The following is a 14,428-nucleotide window of genomic DNA, read 5'->3' on the forward strand; positions in this document are numbered from 1 at the left end:
GCCCGCTTGTCAGGCCGACGGCTTGTTGACGACCCAGTTCCACGCCCGCACCTCGACGCTGTCGAACAGGCCGGCGCCGGCATAGGGGTCGCGCGCGGCGATGGCTTGCGCCTCGGCCTTGTCGGCGGCCTCGACCACAACGAGGCTGCCGTCCGGCTTGCCCTCGGCATCGAGGAAGGGCCCGGCGAAGGCGAGCTTCTGGCCGGCGTTCAGCTCGTCCAGAAAGGCCAGATGGGCGGGGCGGGTGTCGAGGCGGATTTGCAGCGCGCCCGGCTTGTCCTTGCAGATGAGTGCGAACAGCATGTTCGAAGCTCCTAGATCTCGTTCTCGTGTTTCAACGGCCGCGTCATCAGCGCTTCCACGGCCTGGTCGATGGTGACGGCGCCATTGAGCAGGGCGGCGACGGCCGAGATGATCGGCGCGTCGACGGCATGTTCGGCGGCAAGGCGGGCGGCGATCGCCGCGGTGGGCACGCCTTCGGCGAGCGGCCGGCCCTCGAGTGGCTCGCCGCGACCGAGTGCCGCGCCATAGGCGAAGTTGCGCGACTGGGTCGAGGAGCAGGACAACATCATGTCGCCCAGCCCGGAAAGACCCATCAGCGTTTCCGGCCGGGCGCCGAAGGCGGCACCGAGACGGCGCAGCTCCACGAAGCCGCGCGTGACCATGGCGGCCTGCGCGCTGGCGCCCAGTTGTGCGCCGACCACCGCGCCGGCGGCGATGGCGAAGACGTTCTTCAGCGCGCCGCCAAGCTCGACGCCGGTGACGTCGTCGCTGGCATAGCAGCGCAGGTTCTGCGCGGAAAAGCGGGTGGCCAGATCCATGGCGAGCGTGTCCTCGCGGGCGGCCACCACCACCGCGGTCGGCAGGCCGCGCGCGACGTCGGCCGCGAAGCTTGGGCCCGACAGCACCGCCACCGGATTGTCGGGCAGGATTTCGGCGACGATGGACGACAACAGGGCGCCCGTCTCGCGCTCGATCCCCTTGGCGCACAGCACCAGCGGGATGCCGGCCGGCATGTGCGGCTTGACCTCGCCGAGGACGGCGCGCAGCGACTGCGCCGGGGTCACCGCCAGCACGCAATCGGCGCCGCCAAGTGCCGCGCCGAGATCGGTGGTGGCGGCAATGCCAGTATCGAAGGCGATGCCCGGCAGATAGTGCGGGTTCTCGCCACGGGCGATCGCGGCGCACATGTCGGCATCACGCGCCCACAGGCTGACCGACTGGCCAGCCCGCAGCGCCGCGAGCGCCAGCGCGGTGCCCCAGGCGCCGCCGCCCAGAACGGCGGTGCGCGACGTTTCGGCTCTTTCGTTCATGCCTTGGCTCCCCGCCTGCCGGACCCGACCATGGGCGCCGAGACCTCGTCCAGCGGCCAGCGCGAGCGCGGCACGAAGTCGAAGGCCCCGGTTTCGGCCATGTTCGCGTTCAACCGTTCGATGCCCGCCCAGGCGATCATGGCGGCATTGTCGGTGCACAGCCGGTGCGGCGGGGCGACGAAGCGGAAGCCGTTGTCGGCGCACAGGCGCTCCAGCGTTTCGTGGATGGCGCGGTTGGCGGCGACGCCGCCGGCCACCACCAGCGCAGGTTCCATCTTGTCGGGATAGCCGGCCCGGAAGCGCAGCAGGGCGCGCTCGACCCGGTCGGCCAGCGCATCGGCCACCGCTGCCTGGAAGGAGGCGCAGATGTCGGCCACGTCCTGCTCGGAAAGCGGCGCGATGGCCGTCGCCGCCTGCCGCACGGCTGTCTTGAGGCCGGAAAACGAAAAATCGGGCTGGGCCGAGCCCTTCATCGGACGCGGGAAGGCGAAGCGGGCAGGATCGCCCCTGGCCGCCGCCTTCTCGACATTGGGGCCGCCGGGATAGGGCAGGGCCAGCATCTTGGCGACCTTGTCGAAGGCTTCGCCCAGCGCGTCGTCGATGGTCGTGGCCCAGCGGCGATAGTCGCCGACGCCGGCCACGCGCACGATCTGGGTGTGGCCGCCCGAGACCAGCAGCAGCAGATAGGGGAATTCGAGCCCGTCGGTGAGGCGGGCGGTGAGCGCATGGCCTTCCAGATGGTTGACGGCGATGAGCGGCTTGCCGGCAGCGGCGGCGATGGCCTTGGCGGTCATCAGGCCGACGATCAGGCCGCCGACCAGGCCGGGACCGGCGGTGGCGGCAATGGCATCGACATCGGCCAGCGTGACGCCCGCATCTTCAAGTGCTGCCTCGACGATCCCGTCCAGCGCCTCGACATGGGCGCGCGCGGCGATCTCCGGCACCACGCCGCCGAAGGCCGCGTGCTCCTCGACCTGGCTCAGGATCACGTTGGACAGGATTCGGGGTGACAGGATTTCGGGGCGCGCCGACGCGTCGTCGAGCGCGACGACGCTTGCCGCCGTCTCGTCGCAACTCGTCTCGATGCCAAGCACGCGTATCAATTCGTCGCGAACCTCAAAGTTGCCGAGTGGCGCTTTCCCCGATAGGAGAGGGCCGACCACATTCGTCGCCGGGGTTACCATGGACCGCGTTTCATGCAAACCGTAATGAACAAGGGGCAGACCGTATTGAAGATAGGAACGCGCGCCAGCCCGCTGGCGCTGGCGCAGGCGCATGAGGCGCGCGCCCGGCTGATGGCGGCGCATGGGCTGGACGAGCAGAGCTTCGAGATCGTGCCGCTCACTACGACCGGCGACACCATTCAGGACCGGCCGCTGTCGGAAGCCGGCGGCAAGGGCCTGTTCACGCGCGAGCTGGAAGACGCGCTCCATGACGGGCGCATCGACATCGCCGTGCATTCCTCCAAGGACATGCCGACCGAACTGCCGCCGGGGCTGGTGCTGCCGGTGTTCCTGCCACGCGAGGACGTGCGCGACTGCTTCATCAGCCTCACCGCGCCGTCGATCATGGACCTGCCGCAGGGTGTGAAGTTCGGCTCGTCGTCGCTACGGCGGCAGGCGCTGATCCGCCGCCTGCGGCCCGACATCGACGTGGTGATGTTTCGCGGCAACGTTCAAAGCCGCCTGCGCAAGCTGGAGGAGGGCATCGTCTCCGGCACCATGCTGGCGCTGGCCGGCCTGAAGCGCCTGAAGATGGAACAGGTCGCCACCGACATCATGCCGGTGGACGTGTTCCCGCCGGCGCCGGGACAGGGCGCGATCAGCATCGAGCATCGGGAAGGGGATTCGGAGGTGGCGCGCATGCTGGCACCGATCCACGACGCGGCGACGGGACAGGCGCTGGCCTGCGAGCGCGCCTTTCTCGCCGCCCTCGACGGCTCCTGCCGCACGCCGATCGCCGGCCATGCGGTGATCGAAGGGGATCGACTGAGCTTCACCGGCCTCATCATCACGCCGGACGGCAAGACCTGGCATGAGATCGGCGCGGAAGGGCACGCCGAGGACGCGGCCGCCATCGGCGCCAAAGCGGGCGCGGATGTGCGCGAAAAGGCCGGCACGCAATTCTTCGAGGGCTGGTTCTGAGGCGCGTTCTGGTCACCCGGCCCGAACCGGGCGCCGCGCGCACGGCGGCCAGGCTTGCCGAACTCGGCTTCGAGCCGGTGGTACTGCCTCTTTCACGCACCGTTTCCCTTGCCGTCGATCCCGGTTCCGTGCCGGCCGATGCCGGCGCGGTGGCGGTGACCAGCGCCAATGCGCTGCGCCATGCATCGCCCGACCTGATCGGCAGGCTTTCGCATCTGCCGTGCCATGCGGTCGGCGCGCGCACGGCCGAGGCGGCGCGGCGCGCCGGCTTTGCCGATGTCGTGGCAGGGCCGGGCGATGCCACGGCGCTGGCGGAGCGTATCTCCGCCACCTTGTCAGGCACGCTCGTCTATCTGTGCGGGCGGGTGCGCTTTCCCGGTTTCGAGGAACGATTGGCGGCATCGGGCGTTCGTGTCGATGCGCTGGAGGTCTACGACACGGTGACGATCGGGCACGACGAGGAAAGCGTCCGCGAAGCGCTGGACGGGCGGCCGGTGGAGGCAGTGTTGCTCTATTCGGCGGTCGCCGCCGGGGCGATGCGCGGGCTACTCGAGCGCGAGAGCCTGCGGCCGTTGTTCGCCGAGACGGAGTACTTTGCCTTGTCGGCGCGGGTCGCGGCCGGCCTGGGCGATGAATCCGCCGCCATGGTGAACGTGGCCGAACAGCCTTCGGAGCCGGCCTTGCTGGCGCTTCTGACGCAACGCCGGGGGAGATAAGATCGGGGGCGCGTCATCACACCGCCCCTTTTCACTGCCTTGAGGTGTGCTAGACCTCTAGTAAAATCCGACGCCCTTTCCGAACTGCGACGGGGCGGCATGCAGAATTGGGGAGCCGGCATGGTCAAGACGCCGAAAACGCGCCATTCGAAGAGCAGCCGCGAGCCGGTGACCATCGATCTGGATGCGGATCAGGTGTCGCGGATCGCCAGGGACAAGGCGGCCAAGGAAGAAGCAATCAAGGAAGAGGCGACCAAGGCCGAGGCCACGCCGGAGCCGATCCCGCCCGAGCAGGTTTCGCAAGAGCCGCAGCCTGCCGAGGCCCCGCTGGCCGAAGAGCCCAAGGTGGAAACGCCTTCGGAGCCGCCGACAGGGAGCCACGCGCAGGACTATTCTTTCAAGGAAGAGCCCGCCCCGCCGCCTGCCGAGGAGCCGGCACGGGAAGCGGACCGGCCCAAGCCTTTCGAGGCCCAGCCGGCGCCTGAGCCGGCGCGGCGCGGCGGCATGGGCATGCTCGCGGCCGGCATTGTTGGCGGCGTCATCGCGCTCGCCGGTGCGGGCGCCCTGCAATATGCCGGGGTTCTCGGCGCTCCGGCCAACGGAGCCGCGAGCGGTGCAAGCAGCAGCCAGATCGCCGATTTGCAAGCACAGATATCCGATCTTGCGGCGGCACGCGGCGAAGATGGCTCGGCCCAACAGGTCGAAAGCCTGACGGCGGCGCTGGATCAGGTGAGAAGCGACCTTGGGACGCTGAAAAGCGCGGTCGAGGCGGGTGCCGGCGCCGGCGACAATGGTGCGGCGCTGGCGGCGCTGTCGCAGAAGGTCGAGCAGGTCGAAACGACTGTCACCGTGCTTGGCGAGGCCGCGCAGCCGGAGCCGGTCGACCTTGCCCCGGTCAACGAGAAGCTTGCCGCGCTGGAACAGCAGGTGCGCGCCGCCGGCGAGGCGGCGGAAGGCCAGCAAAGCCGTCTGGCGACGCTGGAACAGTCGCTGGCCGCCGTGACCGGCAAGGTCGAGGAGCAGGCCGACCAGCCGAAGATCGCGCTGGCCATCGCCGCCTCGGCGCTGAAGTCGGCACTGGAGCGCGGGGCGCCCTTCACGGCCGAACTGGAAACCTTCGCGGCGATTTCGCCCGGCGCCCCGCAACTCGACGCTCTGCGCGCCCATGCCGAAAAGGGTGTGGCGACGCGCACCGAGATCGCCACGCAGGTGGACGCGGCGGCCGATGCCATGGTGGCGGCGGACAATCCCGTCGATGCGAATGCCGGCTTCGTCCAGCGGCTGATGTCGAGCGCGGAATCGCTGGTCAAGGTGCGGCCGATCGGCGCCGTCGAAGGGGCCGGCGTGCCCGAGACGGTGGCGCGGCTGGAGGCGGCGGTGAACCAGGGCGACTATGCCAAGGCGCTCGGCGAATATGACACCCTGCCCGAGCCGGTGAAGGCGGCGGGCGCGGATTTCGCGGCGACGCTCAAGGCCCGCATGGAGGCGGAGGCCGGGGTCGACGCGCTGGTGGCCCGGACCATGACCGGGGGCGAAGGGTAAGACATGATCCGCATCCTGTTCTACCTGTTCGTCGTCCTCGCGCTCGGCCTCGGCTTCGCCTGGCTGGCGGACAGGCCGGGCGACATGGTCGTCACCTTTGGCGGCTATCGCTATCAGGTGAGCCTGATGGTCGCCGCCGTGGGCGTCGTCGCCGTCGTGGCCGCGACGATGATCGCCTGGTGGCTGGTCAAGTCGGTCTGGAACAGCCCCTATGCCATCGCCCGGCATTTCCGCGTGCGGCGGCGCGACCGCGGCTATCAGGCGCTGTCCACCGGCATGATCGCGGCCGGCGCCGGCGATGCCGTGCTGGCGCGCAAGAAGGGCAAGGAAGCGGGCAAGCTGATCAGCTCCGACCGGGAGCCGCTGATCCATCTTCTGGAGGCGCAGACGGCGCTGCTGGAGGGCAACCACGATGCGGCGCGCCGCAAGTTCGAGACGATGCTCGACGATCCCGAGACGCGCCTGCTCGGCCTGCGCGGCCTCTATCTCGAAGCCGAGCGATTGGGCGACCGCAACGCGGCGCGCCACTATGCCGGCCGGGCGGCCGCCGCCGCGCCGCAGCTCGGCTGGGCGACGGAGGCGACCATCGAGGAACTGGCGGCGCGCGGCCAGTGGGATGGCGCGCTGGAACTGGTGGCGGCGCAGAAATCGACGCGCCGGATCGAGCCGGCCGTGGCCAACCGCCAGCGCGCAGTGCTGTTGACGGCCAAGGCGCTGGAACTCCTGGAAAGCGATCCGGTGGCCGCGAAGGCTCCGGCGCTGGAGGCCAACAAGCTGCAGCCGGAATTCGTGCCGGCGGCGCTGGTGGCCGCCAGGGTTCTGTTGCTCAACGACGACGTGCGCAAGGCCTCGAAGATACTGGAGGCGGCCTGGCGCGCCGGCCCGCAGCCCGAGGTGGCCGATCTCTACATCCATGCGCGACCCGGCGATGCCGTGCTCGACCGGCTGACGCGGGCGCGCAAGCTTCAGGACATGAAGAAGAACAATGCCGAGGCTTCGCTCGCCGTGGCGCGCGCGGCCCTGGACGCCAAGGATTATCGCTCGGCGCGGGCCGAGGCCGAGGCCTCCATCCGCATCGATCCGCGCGAGGGCGCCTATCTGCTGCTTGCCGATATCGAGGAAGCGGACACCGGCGACGAGGGCAAGGTGCGGCAATGGCTGGCGCGGGCGGTGCGCGCGCCGCGCGATCCCGCCTGGGTCGCCGATGGCGTGGTCGCCGAGCACTGGGCGCCGGTGTCGCCGGTGACCGGCAGGCTGGACGCCTTCGAATGGCGTGCGCCGGTCGAGCGGCTGGGCCAGCTGATTGACAGCGGCGATGCCCGGGAGAGTGCCCGGCCGACACCCGCCATTCCCGCTCCGGCGGTGGAGGAACGGCTTGTCGAAGAACGGCCGGGCGAGGTGGCCGAGGCGGAAATCATCGAGGCCAAGACCATGCCGGCGGCGACGACGCCCGTGAGCCCGGTTCCTGAAAAGCCGGCTCCTGAAAAGCCGTCTGCCGGGAAGCCCGACCCGGAAATCCCGGTGGTCGTCAAGACGCCGCCGAAGCCGGAGCCCACCCGGCCCGAGCCGGTGAAGCAGGCTGCGGCGACCAGGGTTCCGCCGCCGCCGGATGTCGAAAGCGCCCGCCGGCAGGATTTCATGCCGCGCCTGCCCGACGATCCGGGCGTCGACCCGGATGAGGAGCGCGAGCCCGAGACCGCGAGGTTCAAGCTGTTCTGATGTTCGATCGCTTTCTGTCTTTCCTGAAGGATATTCCCGGCGGTTCCGGCCAGCGCAACCGCGACGACGATCCGCGGGTGGCCGCCGCCGCGCTGCTCTATCACGTCATGAATGTCGACGGCGTGCGGCAGGATGCCGAATGGGAACGCTTCAAGGCGGTGCTCGGCGACAGCTACGCGCTGTCCGGTACCGAGCTGGACGAACTGGCGCTGGCCGGCGAGCAGGCCGACCGCGAGGCGGTCGATCTCTATGCCTTCACCAGCCTGCTCAAGCGCCATCTCGACATCGAGGAGCGCAAGGCTTTCATCACGCTGATGTGGGAGATCGTGTTCGCCGACGGCGAGCTGCACGAGCTGGAGGACAACACCGTCTGGCGCGTCGCCGAACTGCTCGATGTCGAGCGGCAGGACCGCATCGCCGCGCGCCGCAAGGTGGCGGCCAGCCTGCCGGATGCTGCGAAAATCCTTGATGAAGAATAGGCTTGGGCCATAATCGGCGATCTTTGCCTGATTCTGCATCGTGATGCTTGCCAGAGCCCGCCCGAAGATACTGACCGTGCTGCATCAGGAGACGTCGAGCCCCGGCCGCGTCGGCCATATGCTCCTCGAGCGCGGCTTCGATCTCGACATCCGCCGCCCGCCGCTGGGCGATCCCCTGCCGGATACGCTGGACGGCCATGCGGGCGCCGTGGTGTTCGGCGGGCCAATGAGCGCCAACGATCCCGACGAGTTCGTCCGCCGCGAGACCGAATGGATGGGCGTGCCGCTCAGGGAGAACAAGCCCCTGCTCGGCATCTGCCTCGGCGCCCAGATGCTGGCCAAGCATATCGGCGGCAAGGTCGAGGGCCATGGGCGCGGGCTGGTGGAGATCGGCTGGTATCCGCTCAAGGCGACCGATCACGGCCGGCACCTGCTGCACTGGCCGGAAATGGTCTACCAGTTCCACCGCGAGGGCTTCACGCTGCCGGCGGATACCACGCTGCTCGCCACCTCCGAAACCTACCCCAACCAGGCGTTCCGTTATGGCGGCAATGCCTGGGGCATCCAGTTCCATGGCGAGCTGACGCAGGCGATGATGCATCGCTGGGTGGTGCACGGAGCGCATCGCTTCGTGCTGCCCGGTGCCCAGCCCGGCCGCGATCATCTCGGCGGCCGCCTGATCTGGGACATGCATCTCAAGCGCTGGCTGGGCGAATTCCTCGAGACGATCTTCGGCCACGCACCGGTGCGGTGAAGCATTTCAGGTTTCAGGTGGGCTTGCGCCTTATCTCCCTGCCTCCCGTAAACGGGGAGGAGGATGCCCCCATGGCGTTGCGGCCTTCTTCTTGCTTGGGGCGCCCCCACCCCTAACCTCCCAAGGGGGGAGGGGGACGATTTCGTCGATGTCGCTGCCACATTCTTGAGCTGCAATCTTCGACATGTGATGCCAAACGCCGACATCGCAGAATCCCCATCCCCTTGCGGGGGAGGGGTTAGGGGTGGGGGTAATGCCCAGATGCGATAACCCTGCTGTGCCGGAGTGCGAAGGGTGCGCCGAGGGGCAATCCAGCCGGGACCGTGAAAGCCCCAGTCGCCGATCTTGCCCGGCAAAGAAAAACCGCGGGCCTTGCGACCCGCGGCTTGCTTGAATCCGGACGGTTCCTGGATGACGCAATTCCGAACGCAAAACCGTTTCACACTTTTGCTGGAATTGCTTCTGCCGATGGATCAGGCGGCTTCTTCCTGCTCGCCTTCCTCGTTGTCGGCCTTGGCGCCGCGCTTGGGACCCTTGTTGAGGTTCACCTCGATCAGGCGCACCGCCTCGGTCTCCGACATGCGGTTGACGGCGGCGATCTCGCGGGCCATGCGGTCGAGCGCGGCCTCATAGAGCTGGCGCTCGGAGTAGGACTGCTCGGGCTGGTTCTCGGCGCGGTAGAGGTCGCGCACGACTTCCGAGATCGAGATCAGGTCGCCGGAATTGATCTTGGCATCGTATTCCTGGGCACGGCGCGACCACATGGTGCGCTTGACGCGGGCGCGGCCCTGAACCACCTTCAGGGCGCGGTCGACATAGTCGGTCTCCGACAGCTTGCGCATGCCGATGGAGGTGGCCTTGGCCACCGGAACCTTCAGCCGCATCTTGTCCTTCTGGAAATCGATGACGAACAATTCCAGCTTGTGCCCTGCGACCTCCTGCTCCTCAATGGCTACGATCTGACCGACGCCATGGGCGGGATAGACGATGAACTCGCCGCTCTTGAACCCCTGACGCGTGGGAGCAGACTTCTTCTGCGGGGTGCTGGTTGCCATTACGCCATAGACTCCTTGTTGTGGCCGGCGACACGCCGACCGTACACAGTGGGGCCGGACCAGCCGGCATCTGCCGCGCAACAGTGAATTATCCGGGAAAAGCGGGGGGACCGTGGGGCGCTAAACGACCTCATGGTCCAGATTGCTCTGGTCCCGGATTGGGAGATTCACCTTTCAGTGATTAGGGCGTTCGCGCCATCAATCGACGTTGTGTCACCGGCATGTTGGTTGATAGGTAACACAAAAAGTCGCAAGAATCAAGATTTTGCTGCACACGCTAACGGCAGTTGCCGTGCAGCGCAAGCATGCGTGCTATTCGAAAATGGGCAGCCGGGAAAATATTTGCCAAGCATGTCGCCCGAAAATGAGAGCCGGTTTCGGGACAACCACCTGCGTAAAACAACAAGCTAGTCGCCGGCGCCCGGCTCGGCGGAGAAATACTTCTCCAGCTTGCCGGTCTGCCCGTCGAATTCCTCGGCCTCCGGCAGGGCGTCCTTCTTGACCGTCAGGTTCGGCCATTTGTCGGCATATTCGGCGTTGAGCTGCAGCCACTGGTCGAGGCCGGGCTCGGTGTCGGGCCGGATGGCATCGGCCGGGCATTCGGGCTCGCACACGCCGCAGTCGATGCATTCGTCGGGATGGATGACGAGCATGTTCTCGCCTTCGTAGAAGCAGTCGACCGGACACACTTCGACGCAGTCGGTGTATTTGCACTTGATGCAATTGTCGGTGACTACATAGGTCATGCGAGGCTCCGTGCGTCCCCGGATATGCCAGTGTCGGGGCGCGTCATCGAGGGTGAGGTAACGCCTTTATCCAGCGCTTTCAAGCCGAAGCACATGCGCTTTGGCGCCCCCAGCGGAATGGTTTTGCGCGTTTGCCCGAAATGGCGAGACGCTATTCCCGCCCGTGCAGCCTGTCGGTGAGACGGCGTTCCTTCTTGGTCGGACGGCCGCTTCCGGTGTCGCGCAAGGGCGCCTGCGCGTCCGGAATCGCCGCCTGCGACGGGGCTGGCGACAGGTCTTCATAGAGGGTGCGGGCCTCGGGCGCGGGGCCGCGGCGGGCACCGGTTTCGAGCACCTTCCAGACCAGGATGCGGCGGTCCAGCGTGATGGTCAGAACGTCGCCGGGCTTCACCGGATCGGAGGCCTGCGATGCTTTGTCGCGATTGATGCGCACCCGCCCGCTGACCGCCAGCTTGGCGGCGAGCGAGCGCGATTTCACCGCGCGTGCGAAGAACAGCCATTTGTCGAGGCGCTGGCGGTCGGCTGCAACCATCGTCCGACGCCGGCCCGCAGGCTACTTCTTGAGCTGGTCGCGCAGCGCGGCGAGCTTGGCGAAGGGCGAGTCCGGATCGATGCGGGCCGGTCGCTCCTCGCGCTTGCGCGGCTCGAACTTCGGCTTCGACGCGGATTTGCCGTCCGGCCGGTCGCCTTGCCGCTCGGGGCGCTCGCCGAACGGCTTGCCGCCCTTGCGGTTGCGATCGAAGCGGCGGTTGTCGCCGGCCTTCTGGCCGGGGGCACCACCCTCGCGCCGTTCTCCGCGTCCCTGCTGCTGGCCGCGCTGGCCCTGCCGGCCGCCGGGGCGGTGATGCTGGCGGTCGAAGCGGCCCTGGCGCCAGACCAGTACCGGCTTCGGCTCCTCGGCCGCTTCTGCCGGCTGGGGCTCGGTGGCGGCCTCGCTCGCCGGCTCCTGAACCGGTTCGGCCGCCGGGGCCTCGCCGGCCTCGGCCACCGGTTCCGAGGTTTCGGGCTCTGGCTCGGGCTGGGGGGCGTCGGCCTGTGCGGGCTGTTCCTCCTGCGCCATCTCCACCGGGGCCTGTTCGGCAGCGTCGGGAGTCGCCGTTTCGGCTTCATCGGCCTCCACAACGGCGGTGTCGGCCGGCGTTTCAGAGGCTTCGGGGACGGAAGTCGCATCACCTTCCGGCGCGGCTGCCTGCGTGGCCCCTTGGGCGGCCTGTTCGGTGGCCTTCGCCTCGGCGGCTTCGCGGGCGGCGGTGTCGAATGCCTCGACCTTCGCCTTCACCTCTTCGGCCGGCTTCGGCTCGGCGCGGTAGCCGAGACCCTTGAGGATTTCCTCCATATCCTCGGCGGTGGCGCCGAGGATCGACATCATCGGCGGCGTGACCGTGAAGGTGCCGCCGTCGAAGGCGCCGTCGGGACGGGGCCCGAGGCCCGGCTTCCAGTTGATCGCCGGGCGGATCAGGTCGGCCAGACGCTCCAGAATGTCGACGCGCACGGCGCGGCGGCCGAGGCTGCGATAGCCGGCAAGCCGGTAGAAATTGCGGTCGAAGGCGGGATCGACGACCAGCGAGGTGCGGCCGGTGGCCAGCGCGTTGACCACGTCGCCGAAGCCGGCTTTTTCCTTGCCGTCGTTGTGCAGGGCCCACAGCAGCGTCACCAGACCGGCGGGCGCGGGCTTCAGCAGGGCCGGCACGAAGACGTGATAGGCGCCGAAGCGAACGCCGAGGCGGCGCAGGGCGGCACGGCCTTCCTGGTCCAGCGAGCGCATTTCCTCGGCGATGTCGCGACGGTTGAGAAGGCCGAGATTCTCGACGAGCTGGAAGGCGATGCCGCGGGCGATGCCCGAAAGCTGGTCGGCCGACTTCAGATCGACCAGCGGCTTCAGCAGGCTTTCGATCTGGAAGGCGACGAAGCGTTCGGCGCGCGCGGCGACCTTGTCGCGGGCCGGGCCGGTCAATTGTTCGTCGGCAAGCAGGACGAGGCGCGGGCGCAGCACGTCCTCGCCGGCGACCAGCGTGCCGATGGGGACGCCGATCCAGCGCAGCACGCCGTCGGAGCCCAGCGCGATGTCGTTGTTGCCGGAGGCGGCGAAACGGTCGGCGCGGGTTTCGAACTCGGAGCCCAGCGCCTTCTGCGCGGCGGCACGCACCGCCTTGGCGGCCTCGCCGCCGGCGCTCTGGTCCGCGGTGAAGCGGAACCCCTGCAATTCCCCGACATGATGCCCCTCGACGAGGACTGTTCCGGCAGGGCTGATTTCGGCTTCAGACATGGTATTTTCTCTAAGGCGGCGCATGAGCACGGAAGTCCTGCGGTCTACGAAGCGTTTCGTCAACCGCTCATGCAGCGCATCCGACAATCTATCCTCGATTTCGCGCGTCTTTTCCTGCCAGTGTGCCGGATCGGCCAGCCATCCGGGCCGGTTGGACACGAAAGTCCAGGTGCGGATCTGGGCGATCCGGGCCGACAGCGTGTCGATATCGCCCTCGGTGGTGTCGGCGCGGCGCACCTGCTCGGCCATGTAGTTCTCGTCGACATGGCCCCGCCGGGCGAGGTCCATGTAGATGGAGGCGATCAGGTCGGCATGCTGGGCCGGCGAGATGCGGCGATAGTCGGGCAGCGCGCAGGCGTCCCACAGCAGGGCCACCCGCTCGGGCCTGCCGGCCAGCTTGCGGATCTCCTCGTCGCGGGAAAGGTATTCCAGCGCCTGCGCATCGACGGCCGGCAGGGCGCGCGTCAGCCCTTCCACCGGCGCATTGGTCTCGATGGAACGGCGCAACGCATCTAGGCTGGCGAAGTCGAAGGCGGCGGTGCGCCATTGCAGCACCTTCACCGGTTCGAAATCGTGGCTCTCGATCTTCTTGACCAGATCGTCGTCGAAGGGGTCGACGCGGCCGGTGACGCCGAAGGTGCCGTCGCGCATGTGGCGGCCGGCGCGGCCGGCGATCTGGCCGAGCTCGGCGGCGGTGAGCTGGCGGTACTGGTAGCCGTCGAACTTGCGGTTCTGGGCGAAGGCGACGTGATCGACATCGAGGTTGAGGCCCATGCCGATGGCGTCCGTGGCGACCAGATAATCGACGTCGCCGTTCTGGTAGAGCGCCACCTGCGCGTTGCGGGTGCGGGGCGACAGCGCGCCCAGCACCACGGCGGCCCCGCCCTGCTGGCGGCGGATCAGCTCGGCGATGGCGTAGACCTCGTCGGCCGAGAAGGCGACGATGGCCGTGCGGCGCGGCAGGCGGGTGAGCTTCTTGGAGCCGGCATAGGCCAGATGCGACAGGCGCGGGCGGGTGACCACCGCGATACCCCTGAGCAGCTTCTGCAAGATGCCCTGCATGGTGGCGGCGCCGAGCAGCAGGGTTTCCTGCCGGCCGCGCAGATGCAGGATGCGGTCGGTGAAGATGTGGCCGCGTTCAAGGTCGCCGGCAAGCTGCACCTCGTCGATGGCCACGAAGGCCGCGTCGGTTTCGCGCGGCATCGCCTCGACGGTGCAGACCGAGTAGCGCGCGCCGGCGGGCTGGATCTTCTCCTCGCCGGTGACGAGCGAGACTTTCGCAGCGCCCACTTTCTCGCACAGCCGGGCATAGACCTCGCGGGCGAGCAGGCGCAGCGGCAGGCCGATGACGCCGCTTTCATGCGCCACCATGCGCTCGATGGCGAGATGGGTCTTGCCGGTATTGGTGGGGCCGAGCACCGCCGTCACGTCGCGTCCGGACAGGATAAGCGGCTGTTGTGTCTTGGGATGGATGTTCATTCGCCCGCAAAAGTCTCTGCAGCAGGGCATGCCCCTGGGCTGCGGCGTCTCCGACCCCAGACACATAGGCATTTATGTGCCCGGGTGAAAGGCAGAAGTTTTGCCGGGCGCGGCCGTTACTCCGGCAGTTTCCGGACGGCGCCCTTGTCTGCGCTTGTTGCGAAGGCGGCGTAGGCCTTGAGGGCTGTGGTGACGTTGCGGCGGCGTTGCTCGGC

13 protein-coding genes are annotated in these 14,428 nt (G+C 68.3%); 6 read left to right on the forward strand and 7 right to left on the reverse strand.

Annotated elements, in window-relative coordinates; genetic code table 11:
- Nucleotides 1-9: 9 nt before the first annotated feature.
- From ABID37_RS25500 to tsaD, 3 genes are read right to left on the reverse strand one after another with little or no spacing between them, the layout of a single operon-like run.
- The gene (locus ABID37_RS25500; RefSeq protein ID WP_354199787.1) at nucleotides 10-303 is read right to left on the reverse strand and encodes a YciI-like protein; all 294 of its coding nucleotides are present in this window, start codon (nucleotides 301-303) and stop codon (nucleotides 10-12) included.
- An 11-nt stretch (nucleotides 304-314) separates the two neighbouring features.
- On the reverse strand, nucleotides 315-1,313 hold the full coding sequence (locus tag ABID37_RS25505; RefSeq protein ID WP_354199788.1) for an NAD(P)H-dependent glycerol-3-phosphate dehydrogenase: 999 nt from the start codon (nucleotides 1,311-1,313) through the stop codon (nucleotides 315-317).
- On the reverse strand, nucleotides 1,310-2,416 hold the full coding sequence (gene tsaD / locus ABID37_RS25510; RefSeq protein ID WP_354199789.1) for a tRNA (adenosine(37)-N6)-threonylcarbamoyltransferase complex transferase subunit TsaD: 1,107 nt from the start codon (nucleotides 2,414-2,416) through the stop codon (nucleotides 1,310-1,312). The genes ABID37_RS25505 and tsaD overlap by 4 nt, the downstream gene beginning before the upstream one ends.
- A 93-nt stretch (nucleotides 2,417-2,509) precedes the next feature.
- On the opposite strand from tsaD, the gene hemC reads away from it, so the two are divergent.
- From hemC to ABID37_RS25540, 6 genes are all read left to right on the forward strand, one after another.
- A complete protein-coding gene (gene hemC / locus ABID37_RS25515) occupies nucleotides 2,510-3,457 on the forward strand; it encodes a hydroxymethylbilane synthase (protein ID WP_354199790.1) in 948 nt (315 codons plus the stop codon).
- Between the two features lie 8 nt (nucleotides 3,458-3,465).
- A complete protein-coding gene (locus ABID37_RS25520) occupies nucleotides 3,466-4,173 on the forward strand; it encodes a uroporphyrinogen-III synthase (RefSeq protein WP_354199799.1) in 708 nt (235 codons plus the stop codon).
- A 120-nt stretch (nucleotides 4,174-4,293) separates the two neighbouring features.
- Complete coding sequence (locus ABID37_RS25525; RefSeq protein WP_354199791.1) at nucleotides 4,294-5,715, forward strand: COG4223 family protein; 1,422 nt, start codon at nucleotides 4,294-4,296, stop codon at nucleotides 5,713-5,715.
- A gap of 3 nt (nucleotides 5,716-5,718) precedes the next feature.
- Nucleotides 5,719-7,434, forward strand: coding sequence for a heme biosynthesis HemY N-terminal domain-containing protein (locus tag ABID37_RS25530; protein ID WP_354199792.1), 1,716 nt, complete (start codon nucleotides 5,719-5,721; stop codon nucleotides 7,432-7,434).
- Nucleotides 7,434-7,913, forward strand: a complete 480-nt coding sequence (locus tag ABID37_RS25535) for a tellurite resistance TerB family protein (RefSeq protein ID WP_354199793.1) — start codon at nucleotides 7,434-7,436, stop codon at nucleotides 7,911-7,913. Before ABID37_RS25530 ends, ABID37_RS25535 begins: the two co-directional genes overlap by 1 nt.
- Nucleotides 7,914-7,956: 43 nt before the next feature.
- Complete coding sequence (locus ABID37_RS25540; RefSeq protein ID WP_354199800.1) at nucleotides 7,957-8,667, forward strand: glutamine amidotransferase; 711 nt, start codon at nucleotides 7,957-7,959, stop codon at nucleotides 8,665-8,667.
- Between the two features lie 473 nt (nucleotides 8,668-9,140).
- Here ABID37_RS25540 and ABID37_RS25545 read toward each other — a convergent pair whose 3' ends face one another.
- The 4 genes from ABID37_RS25545 to ABID37_RS25560 all read right to left on the reverse strand — a co-directional run bounded on the left by ABID37_RS25545 (nucleotide 9,141) and on the right by ABID37_RS25560 (nucleotide 14,213).
- Nucleotides 9,141-9,722: a CarD family transcriptional regulator gene (locus tag ABID37_RS25545; RefSeq protein ID WP_354199794.1), complete on the reverse strand. Its 582-nt coding sequence runs from the start codon at nucleotides 9,720-9,722 to the stop codon at nucleotides 9,141-9,143.
- Between the two features lie 407 nt (nucleotides 9,723-10,129).
- Nucleotides 10,130-10,468 (reverse strand): ferredoxin FdxA, encoded by a 339-nt coding sequence (gene fdxA, locus ABID37_RS25550; protein WP_354199795.1) that lies wholly within the window; start codon nucleotides 10,466-10,468, stop codon nucleotides 10,130-10,132.
- 151 nt (nucleotides 10,469-10,619) lie between these two features.
- The gene (locus ABID37_RS25555) at nucleotides 10,620-11,000 is read right to left on the reverse strand and encodes an RNA-binding S4 domain-containing protein (RefSeq protein ID WP_354199796.1); all 381 of its coding nucleotides are present in this window, start codon (nucleotides 10,998-11,000) and stop codon (nucleotides 10,620-10,622) included.
- A gap of 21 nt (nucleotides 11,001-11,021) precedes the next feature.
- Nucleotides 11,022-14,213 (reverse strand): helicase-related protein, encoded by a 3,192-nt coding sequence (locus tag ABID37_RS25560; RefSeq protein WP_354199797.1) that lies wholly within the window; start codon nucleotides 14,211-14,213, stop codon nucleotides 11,022-11,024.
- Nucleotides 14,214-14,428: the final 215 nt, after the last annotated feature.

This window comes from Aquamicrobium terrae, assembly GCF_040545735.1.
Taxonomy (GTDB): domain Bacteria; phylum Pseudomonadota; class Alphaproteobacteria; order Rhizobiales; family Rhizobiaceae; genus Mesorhizobium; species Mesorhizobium terrae_A.